The organism is Streptococcus sp. CCH5-D3 (assembly GCF_001556435.1).
Lineage (GTDB): Bacteria > Bacillota > Bacilli > Lactobacillales > Streptococcaceae > Streptococcus.
On the sequence record NZ_LSIW01000051.1, the window covers coordinates 1 to 17,302 of the forward strand.

Consider the following 17,302-nt stretch of genomic DNA (forward strand, 5'->3'; position numbering starts at 1 on the left):
AAGGCAAGGGACTTTGACTCCCTCATGCGTTGGTTCGAATCCAGCTACCCCAGTTATACTTTGCCGGCGTGGCGGAATTGGCAGACGCGCTGGACTCAAAATCCAGTGTCCGCAAGGACGTGCCGGTTCGACCCCGGCCGCCGGTATAAGTTACACTCCTTTAGGAGTGTTTTTTTGTCTATAGGAGTTTATTTTTTATGTCTGATAATTTTCAGCTTCTCTTAAAACAAATTCGTTTTCCTGAGGAACACGATGCTTTTAAAGAAATTAAAGATGGTTCTATCGAAACTGTAAAACTATTTAAATCAAAACGGCAGTGGTTTTTTGTTTTTTCTTTCCCTAGTGTTCTTTCTTATGAGTCTTTTGTGCTTTTTGATAGTTTACTTCATTCTTCCTTCGATTCTTTAGGTGCTAAAGCTTCTTTTGAGATTCGTTTACTTTCTACTTCTTGCGATGATTCTTTACTTGGAGATTATTTTTCACATGCCTTAGATGGTTTAAAAGTTTCTCACTTTTCTATTTATTCTTTATTCTCAAATCTAAAGGTTGAAATTTCAAATAATAGTATTTGTGTTAAGGCTCCAGCGCATATTATTAAAGAAAATTTACAGGATAGATTTATTTCTTTGATTTCTAAATCTCTTTCTCAAGTTGGTTTATCTGACGTATCAATTTCTGTTCTTGAAGATAAGGAAGCGTCATCTTCTATAGAAGAGGCTTACGAAACAAACAAGGTTTCTTTGCAAGAACAAGCTGAATCTCAGGCAAGACAGGCTCTTCAATCTATTCTTGAGAGTGCTCCAGCACCGAGACCTGTGAATGAACCGGCCCAAAATTTTGCTGAGAAACAAAGTCAACGTCAAGCTAGTTTTGATAAGGCTGAAATAACGCCAATGGTTGATATTAATTCTGAAGAGAATCGTGTTGTTTTTGAAGGATATATTTTTGATGTAGAGCAACGTGAAACTAAGACGGGTCGAATTATTATTAATTTCAAGGTAACTGATTATACCTCTAGTTTTGCAATGCAGCGCTGGGTCAAAGATAGTGATGAGCTTGCTAAGTTCGATATGATAAAAAAGGGGAACTGGGTAAGAGTTCGCGGTCGTATTGAGAATAATCCTTTCACTCATAGTCTGACAATGAATGTACAAGATATCAAAGAGATTTCGCACACACCTCGCAAGGATTTGATGCCTGAGGGACAAAAGCGTGTGGAATTTCATGCACATACTAACATGTCGACTATGGATGCCATGCCAACTGTGGAAGAGCTTATTGATACTGCTGCTTCTTGGGGGCATCCAGCTGTTGCTATAGCTGATCACGCTAATGTTCAGAGTTTTCCTCATGGCTACCATAGGGCTAAGAAAGCTGGTATTAAAGCTATTTTTGGTCTTGAAGCCAATCTTGTTGAGGATAAAGTTCCTATTGTTTATAATTCCCAGAATTTGGAATTAAAAGAAGCTACTTATGTTGTATTTGACGTTGAGACAACGGGCTTGTCTGCTGTTCATAATGATTTGATTCAGATTGCGGCATCAAAAATGCATAAAGGTAATATTATTGAGCAATTTGATGAATTTATAGACCCAGGGCATCCTCTTTCTGCTTTTACTACTGAGTTGACAGGTATTACTGATAATCATGTAAAAGGTGCTAAACCTTTAGTCCAAGTTTTACAGGAGTTTCAAGAATTCTGTCAAGGAACTGTGCTAGTAGCCCATAATGCGACTTTTGACGTTGGTTTTATGAATGCCAATTATGAAAGACATCAGTTACCAACAATTTCACAACCAGTTATTGATACTTTAGAATTTGCACGAAATCTTTATCCTGAGTATAAGCGTCATGGTTTGGGTCCTTTGACGAAGCGGTTTGGTGTGGCTTTGGATCACCACCACATGGCCAATTATGATGCGGAAGCAACGGGCCGTTTGTTGTTTATCTTCATAAAAGATGTGTTTGATAAGCACGGTTTGACTAATTTGGAACAGTTGAACACGGATTTGGTTTCTGAAGATTCGTATAAAAAGTCTCGTGTTAAACATGCGACGCTGTATGTTCAGAATCAAACTGGCTTGAAGAATATCTTTAAGTTGGTAAGTTTATCAAACGTCTCATACTTTGAGGGGGTAGCACGTATTCCTCGTACGGTCTTAGATGAGTATCGTGAGGGAATCATTGTAGGTTCTGCTTGTGCTGATGGTGAGGTTTTTGATACGCTCCTGTCTCACGGTATTGACAAGGCGGTTGAAGTTGCTAAATATTATGACTTTATTGAAGTTATGCCACCAGCGATTTATGCACCATTGATTGCGAAGGACTTAATTAAGGATGAGGTGGCTACAGAACAACTGATTCGAGATCTGATTGAAGTTGCTAATCGTCTGGACAAGCCTGTGCTTGCTACAGGAAATGTACATTATATCAATCCTGAGGATGCGATTTATCGTGAAATCATTGTTCGTGCTTTGGGACAAGGAGCAATGATTAATAGGCCAATCGGTAAGGGAGAAAATGCGAAACCTGCTCCTTTACCTGAAGCGCATTTTAGAACAACGAATGAGATGCTAGATGACTTTGCCTTTTTGGGAAAAGACTTAGCCTATGAAATTGTTGTAACTAATACGCAGGCTATGGCAGAACAAATTGAAGAGGTCGAGGTTGTCAAAAAAGACTTGTACACACCTTTCATTGATCGTGCGGAAGAACAGGTTGCGGAGATGACATATGCTAGAGCGTTTGAGCTCTATGGTAATCCTTTGCCTGATATTATTGATCTGCGAATTGAGAAAGAGTTGTCCTCAATTCTTGGTAATGGTTTTGCCGTAATTTACCTGGCTTCGCAGATGCTGGTTAACCGTTCAAATGAACGTGGGTACCTAGTTGGTTCGCGTGGATCTGTTGGTTCTAGTTTTGTTGCGACGATGATTGGAATTACTGAGGTTAATCCGATGCCGCCACACTATTTATGTCCTAAATGTCAACACTCAGAGTTCATTACAGATGGTTCTTATGGATCTGGCTTCGATTTGCCTGATAAGGAGTGTTCGGAATGTGGAACGGAGTATAAAAAAGATGGTCAGGATATTCCTTTCGAGACTTTCCTAGGTTTTGATGGGGATAAGGTTCCGGATATCGATTTGAACTTTTCCGGTGATGATCAACCATCAGCCCACTTGGATGTTCGTGATATTTTTGGAGAGCAATATGCTTTTCGTGCTGGAACAGTAGGTACTGTTGCAGATAGGACGGCTTATGGTTTTGTCAAAGGTTACGAACGTGACTACAATAAGTTTTACCGTGATGCCGAGGTCGATCGTCTGGCCATGGGGGCTGCTGGTGTTAAGCGAAACACAGGTCAGCACCCGGGAGGTATCGTTGTTATTCCAAATTATATGGATGTCTATGATTTCACACCTGTTCAATATCCGGCTGATGATGTAACGGCTGCCTGGCAGACGACTCACTTTAACTTCCACGATATTGATGAGAACGTGTTGAAACTTGATATTCTGGGACATGATGATCCGACTATGATTCGTAAGTTGCAGGATTTATCAGGAATTGATCCAAAAGATATTCGAGCAGATGACCCAGATGTAATGAAACTTTTTTCAGGGACTGATATTTTAGGGGTAACACCTGAACAGATTGGGACACCAACGGGAATGTTAGGAATCCCTGAGTTTGGGACTAACTTTGTTCGTGGTATGGTAGACGAGACGCATCCGACGACTTTTGCGGAACTCTTACAGTTATCTGGTTTGTCCCATGGTACAGACGTTTGGTTGGGTAATGCACAAGATTTGATCAAGGAAGGTATTGCCACTCTGAAAACCGTTATCGGTTGTCGTGACGATATCATGGTATACCTAATGCATGCGGGATTAGATCCTAAGATGGCATTCACCATTATGGAACGTGTGCGTAAGGGAATGTGGTTGAAAATTTCTGAAGAAGAGCGAAATGGCTATATTCAAGCCATGCGTGAAAATAATGTTCCAGACTGGTATATTGAATCTTGTGGTAAAATCAAATACATGTTCCCTAAAGCCCATGCGGCAGCCTACGTTATGATGGCCCTGCGTGTAGCTTATTTCAAAGTGCACCATCCTATTTATTACTATTGTGCCTACTTTTCAATTCGAGCTAAAGCATTCGAGCTTAAAACGATGTCTGCGGGTCTTGATGCTGTTAAAGCTCGAATGGAAGATATTAAGGAGAAGCGCCAACGAAATGAAGCGACTAATGTTGAAAATGACTTATTTACGACGCTTGAGATTGTTAATGAAATGTTAGAACGTGGCTTTACCTTTGGCCAGTTAGATCTTTATAAGAGTCAGGCAACTGAATTTCTGATTGAAGGAGATACCTTGATTCCACCGTTTATTGCACTTGAAGGTTTGGGTGAGAACGTTGCTAAGCAAGTGGTTGCTGCGCGTGAAGAAGGGGAGTTCCTTTCCAAAACAGAATTGCGTAAACGAGGAGGTTTATCATCAACCTTGGTTGAAAAATTGGATGAAATGGGAATCCTAGGAAATATGCCAGAAGATAATCAATTAAGTCTTTTTGATGATTTCTTTTAATAGCTAAAGAGAATCGTCATCAACTTTGAGAGAATGGAGTCAGTCTCCGTTCTCTTTTTGTTTAGGGGTCTGCATGTGATGCTAACAAGCTAAAGCTGAGAAGAAACCTTTTTCTTCGTCTTATGGTATACTGATAGAAAAATATAGTTTCAAGGAGTTAATCATGGTTTTACCAAATTTTAAAGAAAATCTTGAGAAATATGCTAAATTACTGGTTGCTAATGGGATTAATGTGCAACCTGGTCACACAGTGGCCTTGAGCATTGATGTAGAACAAGCAGAGCTAGCTCACCTCTTAGTAAAAGAAGCCTATACTTTAGGAGCAGCTGAGGTAATCGTTCAATGGTCAGATGATATTATTAATCGCGAGCGCTTCTTGCATGCTGATATGGACCGCATCGAAGAGGTTCCTGCCTATAAAAAAGCTGAGATGGAATATTTGTTGGCTAAAAAGGCAAGTCGCTTAGGTGTTCGCTCATCAGATCCAGGTGCCCTTAATGGTGTAGCTCCTGAACGTTTATCTGCCCATGCTAAAGCTACTGGAGTGGCCTTTAAACCTATGCAGGTGGCAACTCAGTCTAATAAGGTTAGTTGGACTGTAGCTGCTGCAGCTGGTAAGGAATGGGCTAAGAAGGTCTTTCCTGATGCTTCGAGTGATGAGGAAGCTGTAGATTTACTTTGGGACCAAATTTTCAAGACCTGTCGTGTTTATGAAGAGGATCCTGTACGTGCTTGGAAGGAACATGCTGACCGTTTGGATGCTAAAGCACGCCTACTCAATGAGGCACAATTCTCAGCCTTGCATTACCAAGCACCTGGAACAGATTTGACTCTAGGATTGCCTAAAAATCACGTTTGGGAGTCTGCAGGTGCCATCAATGCGCAAGGTGAAGGCTTCCTTCCTAATATGCCAACAGAAGAAGTCTTTACGGCACCAGATTTTCGTCGTGCAGATGGCTATGTCTCAAGTACAAAGCCTCTAAGTTACAATGGCAATATTATTGAGGGAATCAAGGTAACCTTCAAAGACGGTGAAATTGTAGATATCACAGCGGACCAGGGCGATGAGGTGATGAAGAATCTCGTCTTCAACAATAATGGGGCGCGTGCTCTAGGTGAATGTGCTTTGGTACCAGATCCAAGTCCTATTTCACAGTCAGGAATCACTTTCTTTAACACTCTTTTTGATGAGAATGCATCCAACCACCTAGCTATTGGAGCAGCCTATGCTACCAGTGTTGAGGGAGGTGCAGACATGACAGAAGAGGAGCTTAAGGAAGCTGGTCTTAATCGTTCTGATGTACACGTAGATTTTATGATTGGTTCAAATCAAATGGATATTGATGGTATCCGCCAAGATGGTAGTCGTGTACCAATCTTCCGAAATGGGGATTGGGTAATCTAAGTATGATGGAGAATTTATCATGATTGGAAGTATGATAGTTGGTTTTCTAATTGGCCTTATTGCTTCTGCTATATCAAATAGGGGTGAACGTATGGGCTGTATTGGCAAGACCTTTGTTGGATGGCTAGGTGCTTTTGTTGGTCAGCTTCTTTTTGGAAATTGGGGACCGATGTTAGCAGATACTGCTATAGTCCCTTCGGTGCTAGGTGCTGTTATCTTATTAGCCCTTTTTTGGAATCGTAATAGTTAGAAATGAAAGAGTTCTGAGGTATTGGTTAGATATCTAAGGACTCTTTTTTCTTATTTTTTCATTTTCATATACCACTTTTAGAAAAACTGTGGTAGAGTAATAAAAACAGCATCTATTTGGAAAGGACTAGAAATGAGCGACTTAGATAAAAATATGGCTGTAAAAAGTATGGTAGTTATGCGTAAGGCTTTTCGTACCATCGATGCCAAGGTTTCTGAGACCTTTAAAGAATTTAATTTGACACCAACTCAATTTGGAGTCATGGACGTGCTAAATGCCAAAGGACGTATGAAGATTGGCGAATTAATTGATCGCATGCTTGCTACCTCCGGTAATATGACTGTCGTCATTAAAAATATGGAGAAAAAAGGCTGGCTGACGCGAGAAGCCTGCCAAACAGATAAGCGTGCTTTCGAGGTTGATTTGACGGATGAGGGACGTCGTATTATTCAAGCAGCAATCCCCCCACATCAGCGAGCTATTGAGGAGACTTTTTCCGTTCTGACATCTGAAGAGCAGGTACAGTTGGTAGAGCTACTGAAAAAATTTAAGAATGTCTGAGTATATTTCTTTATATTTCTAATGAAATCACATATATTACTATGTAGTATTAATTATTAATTGTTAGAAATACAAAGGAAATGTATCATGAAAAACATTCTATTTATCGTTGGGTCCCTTCGTAAGGGATCATTTAACCACCAATTAGCAAAAGAAGCTGAGAAAATGCTAGCTGATAAAGCTAATGTTTCTTATCTTGACTATAGTCAAGTACCTGTTTTTAATCAGGATTTAGAAAGTCCGGTTCTTCCTATTTTGGCAGAAGTTCGAGAGCAGGTCTTGGCAGCAGATGCAATCTGGATTTTCTCACCGGTTTAAAATTTTTCAATTCCTGAGCCAGTGAAAAATTTGCTTGACTGGTTGAGCCGCGCCCTTGACCTATCAGCTCCTTCAGGACCATCAGCTCTTCAAGATAAGATTGTAACCGTGTCATCAGTTGCTAATGGTGGTCACAATCAACTTTTTGATGTCTACAAAGAATTGTTACCATTTATCCGTACCCAAGTGGTTGGTGATTTTACAGCGACACGTGTAAATGATACAGCCTGGGTGGATGGAAAATTCGTAGCAACAGCAGAAGTTCTTGAAAGCCTTCAGACTCAAGCGGAGGCTTTGGTTGAAGCCATTAAATAAGAATAACGAATACCCGAGGTATCTAGCTTCGGGTATTTTTATATGCAACAATGAAAAAAGACACCCTAAGGTGTCCTCGTATTATGAAGGCGGTAGACGGATTTGAACCGACGATCAAGCTTTTGCAGAGCCGTGCCTTACCACTTGGCTATACCGCCATAACAGATACCATTCTATCGAAAAAACAAAGATTCGTCAAGTCTCTTTCATCAAATTGGTTGGTTGATTGTTCAAACTGCCTATTTACAAGAAACATAAAGAGGCTGAAAGACATTCAACCTCTTTATGTTTCTTGTAATTGTTGTAGATAGATTACTAACACGTATGTTTTGATTATTGTCTAATCAAGTAATCAAAGGCTCCGATAGCAGCTGTAGCACCAGATCCCATGGAAATAATGATTTGTTTGTAGGCGCTGTCAGTACAGTCACCTGCGGCAAAAATACCAGGGATATTTGTTGAACCAAATTTATCAACGATAATTTCTTGGCGTTCATTGAGTTCAATACCACTGTCTTTGAGCCAAGCAGTACTTGGTACAAGACCAATTTGGACAAAGACACCTTCAAGATCAAGATGTTTTTCTTCGTTTGTATCACGCTCAACGTAACTCAAACCAGTCACATGATCTTGACCAAGAATTTCTTTGGTTGCAACGTTCTTAAGAATGGTTAGATTATCAGTTTTAGCAGCTCGTTCTTGTAAGACTTGATCTGCCTTTAATTCAGGCAAGAACTCTAAGACTGTAACGTGTTTAGTAATACCCGCTAAATCCAAAGCAGCTTCCAAACCTGAGTTACCACCACCGATAACAGCAACATCTTTTCCTTCAAATAGAGGACCATCGCAGTGTGGACAGTAAGTAACCCCTTTATTGCGGAATTCTTCCTCGCCAGGAACGTTGATATTACGCCATTTGGCTCCTAGTGCTAGGATAGCAGTTTTAGCCTGTAGAACGGCACCGTTAGCTAGTGTGACTTCAATAAGTTCTTTCTTCTCAATGCCAGTAGCTAATTGACTTTTGATGATATCAACATTGTAAGATTTTGTATGCTCTTCAACTTGGGCCATTAACTTAGGACCTTCTGTATATAGCGTACCAATCATGTTCTCAATACCAACTGTCTCGATAACTTGTCCACCAAAAGTTTCTGCTAAAAGCCCAGTTTTAAGCCCTTTACGAGCAGCGTAAATTGCAGCACTGTTTCCAGCAGGACCACCACCAATAACCAAGACATCATAGACACCTTTATCAGCGAAAGCCTCAGCATCAAGTGGGCCGTCCAATTTTTCTACAAGCTGTTCAATGGTTGCACGACCAGACGTAAATTCTTCTTGGTCTTTGTAAACCGTAGGAACAGACATGATACCTTTGGCTTTGACCTCATCTTGATACATACCACCTTCAATCATGGTGTGGGTGATATTGGGGTTTAAAACAGCCATTATATTAAAGGCTTGAACAACGTCTGGACAATTGTGACAGGTTAGTGAAACATAAGTTTCTAAATCGATGGTTTTATCAATCTTCTTGATACGTTCGATAATATCCTCATCAACTTTAGGTGGACGACCAGAAACTTGCAAGAGAGCTAAAATGAAAGATGTGAATTCGTGGCCCATTGGTAAGCCTGAGAAAATAACACGACTTTTTTGCCCTTTTTGTGCAATACCAAAACTAGGTTGACGTTTTAAATGTGTTGATTCAAGACTAATGCGGTCAGACATAGTAACAATCTCGTCTAGAAATTCTTTTACTTTACGAGAATTATCATCATCCCCTAAATCTGTTTGTAATACAATATCAGATTCTAGTAAATTTAAATACTGCGCTAATTGTGTCTTGATTTCTTTATCTAAGACCATGGATACCCCCTGGTTGTTAAATTTTACCTACAAGATCTAAGCTAGGAGTAAGTGTTTCAGCTCCTTCTTTCCATTTGGCTGGACAAACTTCACCTGGATGTTGACGAATATATTGAGCAGCACGGACTTTATCAACAAGAGTACTTGCATCGCGTCCAATACCATCAGCGTTAATTTCCATCATTTGGATAACACCATCTGGATCAATAATGAATGTACCACGTTGTGCGAGACCATCTTGTCCAAGAACATCAAAACCTTGTGAGATGTGGTGTGAAGGATCCCCAATCATAGGATAAGTAATAGTTCCAACAACATCTGAGTCATCATGCCAAGCTTTGTGAACAAAGTGAGTATCGGTAGAGACAGAGTAAACCTCTACACCAAGAGATTTAAGAGCTTCATATTGTTCTTGAAGGTCACCGAGTTCAGTTGGGCAGACAAATGAAAAATCTGCAGGATAGAAGCAGAAGACCGCCCATTTACCTTTAACATCTTCATCTGTAACAGTAATGAATTCCCCGTTGTGATAAGCCTGTGCTGAAAATTCAATAATTTCTTTTCCGACTAATGACAAAATAATGTCCTCCTCTATTTTTAATAGCCTAATTATAAACGAAATACTCATCAACCTCAAAGAAAACGATTGCAATTTTAATGAGAGGGGGATTTTTCTAATGGTCAGACTGATTTTAGAGCTTGTCAAATGTCACTTTTTTTGATAAACTATTATAGTTGCGTAAAGTGACAAATACTCATTCTAAGCCGATTGTGGTCTTGTTGCCGCAGGGTGGGACTGCAAGTCTAAAGCTTAGAAGAGGAAAAAACAATTTTTAAGGAGAAATACTCATGGCAGTAATTTCAATGAAACAACTTCTTGAGGCTGGTGTTCACTTCGGTCACCAAACTCGTCGCTGGAATCCTAAGATGGCTAAGTACATCTTCACAGAACGTAACGGAATCCACGTTATTGACTTGCAACAAACTGTAAAAATGGCTGATACAGCTTACGAATTCGTTCGTGAAGCAGCAGCTAACGATGCAGTAATCTTGTTCGTTGGTACTAAAAAACAAGCAGCTGAAGCAGTAGCTGAAGAAGCAACTCGTGCTGGTCAATACTACATCAACCACCGTTGGTTGGGTGGTACTCTTACAAACTGGGATACTATCCAAAAACGTATCGCTCGTTTGAAAGAAATCAAACAAATGGAAGCTGATGGAACTTTCGAAGTTCTTCCTAAGAAAGAAGTTGCACTTCTTAACAAACAACGTGCACGTCTTGAAAAATTCTTGGGTGGTATCGAAGATATGCCTCGCATTCCAGATGTAATCTACATCGTTGACCCACACAAAGAACAAATCGCTGTTAAAGAAGCTAAAAAACTTGGTATCCCAGTTGTAGCGATGGTTGATACAAACGCTGATCCAGATGAGATCGATGTAATCATCCCAGCTAACGATGACGCTATCCGTGCCGTTAAATTGATCACTTCAAAAATGGCTGATGCTATCATCGAAGGTAACCAAGGTGAAGATGCTTCTGCAGATTTCCAAGAAGCAGCTGCAGCTGATTCAATCGAAGAAATCGTTGAAGTTGTCGAAGGTGACAACAACTAATCTTTAAGATTGGTTAGGGCTATATGCCCACTTAAGATACGACAAACACCTAAGGGGCGGGGCTCAGCCCTGCCCCTTAGTTTGATAAAATAAATTTGGAGAAAAACAAAATGGCAGAAATTACAGCTAAACTTGTTAAAGAATTGCGTGAAAAATCTGGTGCTGGTGTCATGGACGCTAAAAAAGCATTGGTTGAAGTGGAAGGTGATATCGAAAAAGCGATTGAATTGCTTCGCGAAAAAGGTATGGCTAAAGCAGCTAAGAAAGCTGACCGTGTTGCAGCTGAAGGTTTGACTGGTGTTTACGTTAACGGTAACGTTGCAGCAGTTGTTGAAGTTAACGCTGAAACTGACTTCGTTGCGAAAAACGCTCAATTCGTTGAGTTGGTAAACGAAACAGCTAAAGTAATTGCTGAAGGTAAACCAGCTAACAACGAAGAAGCACTTGCATTGACTATGCCTTCAGGTGAAACTCTTGAAGCTGCATACGTAACTGCTACAGCTACTATCGGTGAAAAGATTTCATTCCGTCGTTTTGCAGTTGTTGAGAAAACTGATGCACAACACTTCGGAGCTTACCAACATAACGGTGGACGTATCGGTGTTGTTTCAGTTATCGAAGGTGGAGATGATGCTCTTGCAAAACAAATTTCAATGCACATCGCAGCGATGAAACCAACTGTTCTTTCATACACTGAATTGGATGAACAATTTGTTAAAGATGAATTGGCACAACTTAACCACGCTATCGATCAAGATAACGAAAGCCGTGCAATGGTTAACAAACCAGCTCTTCCACACCTTAAATATGGTTCTAAAGCTCAATTGACTGATGCTGTTCTTGCTCAAGCTGAAGAAGATATCAAAGCTGAGTTGGCTGCTGAAGGTAAACCAGAAAAAATCTGGGATAAAATCATCCCAGGTAAAATGGACCGCTTCTTGCTTGACAACACTAAAGTTGACCAAGCTTACACTCTTCTTGCTCAAGTTTACATCATGGACGACAGCAAAACAGTTGAAGCTTACCTTGAATCAGTAAACGCTTCAGTAGTAGAATTCGTTCGCTTTGAAGTTGGTGAAGGTATCGAAAAAGCATCTAACGACTTTGAATCAGAAGTTGCAGCTACAATGGCAGCAGCACTTAACAACTAATTCTAGTTGCTAGATAAAAAGAAAGAAGTTACGTAAATGAATCGTAACTTCTTTTTTGTTGTTATTAAAAAACATCTGAGCATGCCCCAGACGTTAACAAAGTAATTAATGAGCGAAGGTATTTACACCAAGTAGAAGAGAGAGTGTTCCCATGATGATACCTGCAAGGATAACCCCCAGCATAACGGCAATAACACTACGTTTAAAGTCCCAATCTAGGATAGATGCTGCTAGGGTACCAGTCCAGGCTCCTGTTCCTGGAAGTGGAATTCCCACAAAGAGGAGGAGGGCCCAGAAGACCCCCTTATCTCCGGCAGCTTTTTCAAGTTTTTGCCCACCACTGTGACCTTTTTTAAGACACCAGGTAAAGAAGCCACCAATTAGAGGTTTGTCTGCCCCCCATTCGAGAACACGGCGGGCGAAGAAGAAGATAATTGGAACTGGAATCATGTTCCCAATAACACAAAGAATAAGGGCTTGCCACCAAGGGATACCTGAGGCGATAGCAACAGGAACGGCTCCACGGAGCTCAACCAAGGGAATCATAGAGATTAAGAATGCAATGATGTATTTCATGAGTAACCTTTCATAGAGAAATAAAATAAAGACTAAAAGTCACAAGAGCTTTATCAAGAGTGATAAGACTAATACTACTGCGAAAGTGCTAAAAAGTACTTGTTGGATTAGGTGAGGCTCAGCCTGTCAAAGTGGATCAAACACTTAAAGTTACCTAATATTTTAGTCTTATTTATTGTATCTTATATGGTCTCTAATGACAACTTTAAAAAGCTTTTTGAAGGTATAGTTTCCCATGTGCTGACATTTTTGGTATAATAATAGTCAGTTATAGTCAAATTAGACTGGAGGAATTAAGATGGCAAGAAATACATCAGATAGTATAGAAGAATATATTAAAGAATTGCTGGGCCAGTCTGGAATTGCTGAGATTCAACGCTCGAACTTAGCAGATACTTTTCAAGTTGTACCGAGTCAGATTAATTATGTTATTAAGACCCGCTTTACAGAAAGTCGTGGTTATATTGTTGAGAGTAAGCGTGGAGGTGGCGGTTATATTCGTATCGTCAAAGTCAGATTCTCTGATAAGCACCACATGATTAATGATTTGCTTCAGAACTTAGCGGATCAGCTCAGCGAGCAGGTATTTACAGACTTGATCCAGTTGCTTTTTGATGAAAAAATCATCACAGAACGTGAGGGAAATTTGATTTTAGCAACTGCTAGTGATGATATTTTAGGCGCAGATGCGGCTGCTATTCGTTCGCGTATTCTACGCTCGCTATTACTTAGATTGGATAGAAAAGGAAATTAGATGACGACATATTCAAGAAAAATGCAGGCCATTTTCCATCGTGCACAGCTTGAGGCAGAGCGTTTTGGAAGTCCTTTTCTGGAGACTTGGCATGTGCTTCTGGCTATGGTTGAGGTTCCAGGATCTGTAGCCTACCTAACATTTACTGATTTTGAGGACCGTATTCGTGCGGAAGAGATTGAGACAGCCGCTGTACTAGCGATGGAGAAAAGTCCAAAAGACTTGTCTGAATCAGATATTATCGATTTACGTGCACAGTCACATGCTTTAGAGGCTATGTTGCAAGAGGCAGAGGGAATTGCTGGTGTGACTGGTGCTGTAGAGGTAGGGTCTGAACATGTATTGATGGCCTTTCTCCTTCATAAGGATTTGATGGTTTGTCGTCTCCTTGAAGTTGCTGGTTTTCAATATAAGGATGACAGTGATAAGCCTCGCATTATCGATTTACGACGTTCTTTGGAGCGTTACGCAGGTCTTAGTAAGCAAGACTTGAAGGCCATTCATGACCTTCGTAAGCCTAAAAAATCAAAGGCATCAGGAAATTTTGCTAATATGATGCAGCCTCCCCAATCTTCTACTGGGGAACTGTCAGATTATACCAAGGACTTAACGGCTGTAGCCGAGTCAGGTGCTCTTGATCCTGTTATTGGACGTGAGAAAGAAATTTCACGCATGATTCAGGTTTTGAGTCGTAAAACGAAGAATAACCCAGTTCTTGTTGGTGAAGCAGGTGTTGGTAAGACGGCACTGGCGCTTGGCTTGGCACAGCGTATTGCTTCAGGCGAAGTACCTTTTGAGCTGGCTGATATGCGTATCTTAGAGCTTGATATGATGAGTGTGGTTGCAGGAACACGTTTCCGTGGTGATTTCGAAGAACGTATGAATCAAATCATTGATGAGATTGAAGCTGATGGAAAAATCATTCTCTTTATTGACGAATTGCATACGATTATTGGTTCTGGTTCAGGTATTGATAGTACCTTAGATGCGGCAAATATTTTGAAACCTGCTCTAGCACGTGGAACCCTTCATATGGTTGGAGCAACTACTCAAGCTGAGTACCAGAAGCATATTGAGAAAGATGCAGCTCTTTCTCGCCGTTTTGCTAAGATTACAATTGAGGAGCCAAGTGTAGTTGAGGCGATTGATATTCTAAAAGGCCTACGTTCGTCTTATGAAGACTATCATCGTGTAACGATTACTGATGAAGCGGTTGAGACAGCGGTCAAGGCGGCACATCGTTATTTGACGAGTAAAAACTTGCCTGACTCTGCCATTGACCTTTTAGATGAAGCGAGTGCGACTGTTCAAGGTCGTATTAAAAAAGAAGCCAAACGTGAGATAACGCCTTTGGATGAAGCGCTTCTATCTGGTGATATGAAGTCTGCTGTTAAACAATATAAGGCTAGCCAAAAAGCAAAATTACCAAAACCTGCCTTGGTAGATGCGGATCAGATTATGCAAACCCTTAGTCGTCTATCAGGTATCCCTGTTGAGAAGATGACTCAGGCAGATAGCAAGCGTTATTTGAATCTGGAAGCAGAGCTTCACAAACGTGTTATTGGTCAAGACGAAGCAGTTTCAGCGATTAGTCGTGCTATTCGTCGTAACCAGTCAGGTATTCGTACTGGAAAACGTCCGATTGGTTCCTTCATGTTCCTTGGGCCTACTGGTGTTGGTAAGACAGAATTGGCCAAGGCATTGGCGGAAGTTCTCTTTGATGATGAGTCAGCTTTGCTTCGCTTTGACATGTCAGAATACATGGAAAAATTTGCGGCTAGCCGACTTAACGGTGCTCCTCCAGGTTATGTTGGATATGATGAGGGCGGTGAGTTAACAGAAAAAGTTCGTAATAAGCCTTACTCAGTTCTTCTCTTTGACGAGGTGGAAAAGGCTCACCCAGATATTTTCAATATTCTCTTACAGGTTTTGGATGACGGTGTCTTGACGGATAGCCGAGGTCGTAAAGTTGACTTCTCAAATACCATTATCATTATGACTTCGAACTTGGGAGCGACTGCTCTTCGTGATGATAAGACCGTTGGTTTTGGAGTCCAAGACATTTCTCATAATCACCAAGCTATGCAGTCACGTATCATGGAAGAACTTAAGAAGGCCTACCGACCAGAGTTTATCAACCGTATTGATGAAAAGGTTGTCTTCCATAGTTTAGAGGAAGAGCAACTTCGTGAGATTGTCAAGATTATGGTAAAACCGTTGGTATCAGCTTTGGCTGAAAAAGGGATTGACTTGAAATTCCAACCAGCTGCCCTCAAACATTTAGCTAAAGATGGCTATGATGTTGAGATGGGTGCTCGTCCATTACGTCGCACGATTCAAACTCAGGTGGAGGATAAGTTATCTGAGCTCTTACTAGGTGGCCAAGTAGTTAGTGGACAAACTCTTAAAATCGGCTGCTCGAAAGATAAATTAACCTTTACAGTAGTGTAAAAATCAAACAAAAAGACAGATTACAGGTGTAGTTTGTCTTTTTTTGTGTCAATAGGAGTCAAGGTAGAGTCAATCTTTCTGTAAAGATGGGGTAAAAGAAAAAGCCGAGCAAAGCTCGACTGTAATAATTAGAGTTTTTCGTTGACAAAGTTGACAAAGTGATTCCACCAGACCTTGAGGAAGAAGCTTTTCTTAACTTCTTTACCAGCAACCAGTTCCATGCTAGGCATACCTTGGTTAGGCAAGTAACCTTCTCCTACAAGTGATTTATCTTCAAAGGTAGCAGTTCCAACCTTGTCACTTGAGTTGACAGGGGCTTGGACTTGATTTGTAGTAACTTTAATATGTTTACTATTGTTAGCATCTATTTTTTGGATGATATTAAAGTCAGACTTAGCGACAGCAGTGACTTGCTTAGATTTACCATCAAGGACAGGGGCTTGACTTTTACCGATAGCTTGCCCTTTTTTGGCAATGGTCTTGCTTTCCCAATGATAGACCACGTAATTAAGTAGGTCATTGGTTGCAGTGAAACGGGCGTAGTCATCAGTATCGGTATTATCAGCATTCAAAATGACTGTAATAATGCTCATACCACTTTCATTTGAGTGGGCCACGAAGGAAGCACCGGCTAAATCAGTGGTTCCCGTTTTTAGGCCATCCACCCCTTTACGGTAACTAGGTTGTCCCTTAAGCATATAGTTGAAGGTTTTAAGTTTGTTAACACCATCAAAATCAGCCTCAGTTTTTTTAGTAATATCGAGGATTTCAGGATATTCTTTCACCACGTGTTGTGCAATGATAGCAACATCTTTAGCACTCATGGTATTTTCTTCGTCTGATTTAGAGCCTGGATAGATATTGTCACCTAAGTAAGAATTATTGAGACCAGAGGCATTGACAATCTTGGCATCAGTGATACCCCAATCTTTAAGTTGGGCTTTCATCATGTCGACAAACTTACTTTCGGTTCCTCCGATTTCCTCGGCTAGAGCAATCGATGCACTATTGGCACTGGAAATAAGAGTTGCGTCAAGAAGTTGTTTGACAGTGTATTTGCGGGCGTCTAGTGGGATATTGGATACTCCGGCACTGACAGTTAGTTCAAAGGGGTAGTCAGAAATATCAACTTTGCTGTTCCATTTGAGGTCTCCCTGATCTACCGCTTTATAAACCATGTAGGCTGTTAGGAGCTTGGTAATAGAGCCAATCCCTGTAGAAGTGGTTGCATCTTTTTCGTATAAAATTTTGCCAGTAGTAGCTTCGACAGCGATGGCATGTTTGGCTGCGGCATCATATCCTTTTTTCTTATCTGTTGCAAAAGCAGGGGCTACGCTTCCCAGACAGAGTAAGAAGGTCATCATAAGCGTAATCAGTTTTTTCATGGTTTGTTCCTTCATGTGTTTTGGATATTTATTATACCACATTTTGAGAGGAACATAAGGT

12 protein-coding genes, 2 tRNA genes and 1 pseudogene are annotated in these 17,302 nt (G+C 40.7%); 10 read left to right on the forward strand and 5 right to left on the reverse strand.

The features are described from left to right. Positions 1-62 precede the first annotated feature (62 nt). From AX662_RS02300 to AX662_RS10545, 6 genes and pseudogenes are all read left to right on the forward strand, one after another. Positions 63-146, forward strand: a tRNA-Leu gene (locus AX662_RS02300). 51 nt (positions 147-197) lie between these two features. Beyond that, complete coding sequence (locus AX662_RS02305) at positions 198-4,592, forward strand: PolC-type DNA polymerase III (protein ID WP_060971517.1); 4,395 nt, start codon at positions 198-200, stop codon at positions 4,590-4,592. A 163-nt stretch (positions 4,593-4,755) separates the two neighbouring features. Beyond that, positions 4,756-5,997 carry an aminopeptidase gene (locus AX662_RS02310; RefSeq protein ID WP_060971518.1) on the forward strand — a complete coding sequence of 414 codons (1,242 nt, stop codon included), beginning with the start codon at positions 4,756-4,758 and terminating at the stop codon, positions 5,995-5,997. A gap of 19 nt (positions 5,998-6,016) precedes the next feature. Further along, a complete protein-coding gene (locus AX662_RS02315; RefSeq protein WP_002889604.1) occupies positions 6,017-6,247 on the forward strand; it encodes a GlsB/YeaQ/YmgE family stress response membrane protein in 231 nt (76 codons plus the stop codon). A 132-nt stretch (positions 6,248-6,379) separates the two neighbouring features. Continuing rightward, positions 6,380-6,808: a MarR family winged helix-turn-helix transcriptional regulator gene (locus tag AX662_RS02320; protein ID WP_060971519.1), complete on the forward strand. Its 429-nt coding sequence runs from the start codon at positions 6,380-6,382 to the stop codon at positions 6,806-6,808. 87 nt (positions 6,809-6,895) lie between these two features. Continuing rightward, positions 6,896-7,441: pseudogene (locus AX662_RS10545) on the forward strand (NAD(P)H-dependent oxidoreductase). An 87-nt stretch (positions 7,442-7,528) separates the two neighbouring features. Here the strand turns inward: AX662_RS10545 and AX662_RS02330 are convergent. From AX662_RS02330 to ahpC, 3 genes are all read right to left on the reverse strand, one after another. Beyond that, positions 7,529-7,599: transfer RNA gene (locus tag AX662_RS02330), tRNA-Cys, on the reverse strand. A gap of 175 nt (positions 7,600-7,774) precedes the next feature. Continuing rightward, a complete protein-coding gene (ahpF, locus tag AX662_RS02335; RefSeq protein ID WP_060971520.1) occupies positions 7,775-9,307 on the reverse strand; it encodes an alkyl hydroperoxide reductase subunit F in 1,533 nt (510 codons plus the stop codon). 16 nt (positions 9,308-9,323) lie between these two features. After that, the gene (gene ahpC, locus AX662_RS02340) at positions 9,324-9,884 is read right to left on the reverse strand and encodes an alkyl hydroperoxide reductase subunit C (protein ID WP_037599758.1); all 561 of its coding nucleotides are present in this window, start codon (positions 9,882-9,884) and stop codon (positions 9,324-9,326) included. Positions 9,885-10,156: 272 nt separating this feature from the next. On the opposite strand from ahpC, the gene rpsB reads away from it, so the two are divergent. Beyond that, complete coding sequence (gene rpsB / locus AX662_RS02345; RefSeq protein ID WP_002886342.1) at positions 10,157-10,924, forward strand: 30S ribosomal protein S2; 768 nt, start codon at positions 10,157-10,159, stop codon at positions 10,922-10,924. Between the two features lie 110 nt (positions 10,925-11,034). Beyond that, positions 11,035-12,075, forward strand: a complete 1,041-nt coding sequence (tsf, locus tag AX662_RS02350; RefSeq protein WP_002886343.1) for a translation elongation factor Ts — start codon at positions 11,035-11,037, stop codon at positions 12,073-12,075. Between the two features lie 105 nt (positions 12,076-12,180). Here tsf and AX662_RS02355 read toward each other — a convergent pair whose 3' ends face one another. Continuing rightward, on the reverse strand, positions 12,181-12,651 hold the full coding sequence (locus AX662_RS02355) for a COG2426 family protein (protein WP_002889614.1): 471 nt from the start codon (positions 12,649-12,651) through the stop codon (positions 12,181-12,183). Positions 12,652-12,949: 298 nt separating this feature from the next. Between AX662_RS02355 and AX662_RS02360 the strand changes: the two genes are divergently transcribed. Further along, entirely contained in the window at positions 12,950-13,405 is a 456-nt protein-coding gene (locus AX662_RS02360; RefSeq protein ID WP_002889615.1) for a CtsR family transcriptional regulator, read from the forward strand. Next, a complete protein-coding gene (locus AX662_RS02365; protein WP_060971521.1) occupies positions 13,406-15,856 on the forward strand; it encodes an ATP-dependent Clp protease ATP-binding subunit in 2,451 nt (816 codons plus the stop codon). It begins immediately after the preceding gene. Positions 15,857-15,984: 128 nt separating this feature from the next. Here AX662_RS02365 and pbp3 read toward each other — a convergent pair whose 3' ends face one another. Further along, positions 15,985-17,241 (reverse strand): D-alanyl-D-alanine carboxypeptidase PBP3, encoded by a 1,257-nt coding sequence (gene pbp3, locus AX662_RS02370; RefSeq protein WP_060971522.1) that lies wholly within the window; start codon positions 17,239-17,241, stop codon positions 15,985-15,987. Positions 17,242-17,302 lie beyond the last annotated feature (61 nt).

Coding starts and splice junctions, on each gene's coding strand:
- ahpF (WP_060971520.1), bottom strand. CDS start 9,307: ATGGTCTTAGATAAAGAAATCAAGACACAATTAGCGCAGTATTTAAAT.
- tsf (WP_002886343.1), top strand. CDS start 11,035: ATGGCAGAAATTACAGCTAAACTTGTTAAAGAATTGCGTGAAAAATCT.
- AX662_RS02315 (WP_002889604.1), top strand. CDS start 6,017: ATGATTGGAAGTATGATAGTTGGTTTTCTAATTGGCCTTATTGCTTCT.
- AX662_RS02320 (WP_060971519.1), top strand. CDS start 6,380: ATGAGCGACTTAGATAAAAATATGGCTGTAAAAAGTATGGTAGTTATG.
- AX662_RS02355 (WP_002889614.1), bottom strand. CDS start 12,651: ATGAAATACATCATTGCATTCTTAATCTCTATGATTCCCTTGGTTGAG.
- AX662_RS02365 (WP_060971521.1), top strand. CDS start 13,406: ATGACGACATATTCAAGAAAAATGCAGGCCATTTTCCATCGTGCACAG.
- AX662_RS02360 (WP_002889615.1), top strand. CDS start 12,950: ATGGCAAGAAATACATCAGATAGTATAGAAGAATATATTAAAGAATTG.
- AX662_RS02305 (WP_060971517.1), top strand. CDS start 198: ATGTCTGATAATTTTCAGCTTCTCTTAAAACAAATTCGTTTTCCTGAG.
- rpsB (WP_002886342.1), top strand. CDS start 10,157: ATGGCAGTAATTTCAATGAAACAACTTCTTGAGGCTGGTGTTCACTTC.
- AX662_RS02310 (WP_060971518.1), top strand. CDS start 4,756: ATGGTTTTACCAAATTTTAAAGAAAATCTTGAGAAATATGCTAAATTA.
- pbp3 (WP_060971522.1), bottom strand. CDS start 17,241: ATGAAAAAACTGATTACGCTTATGATGACCTTCTTACTCTGTCTGGGA.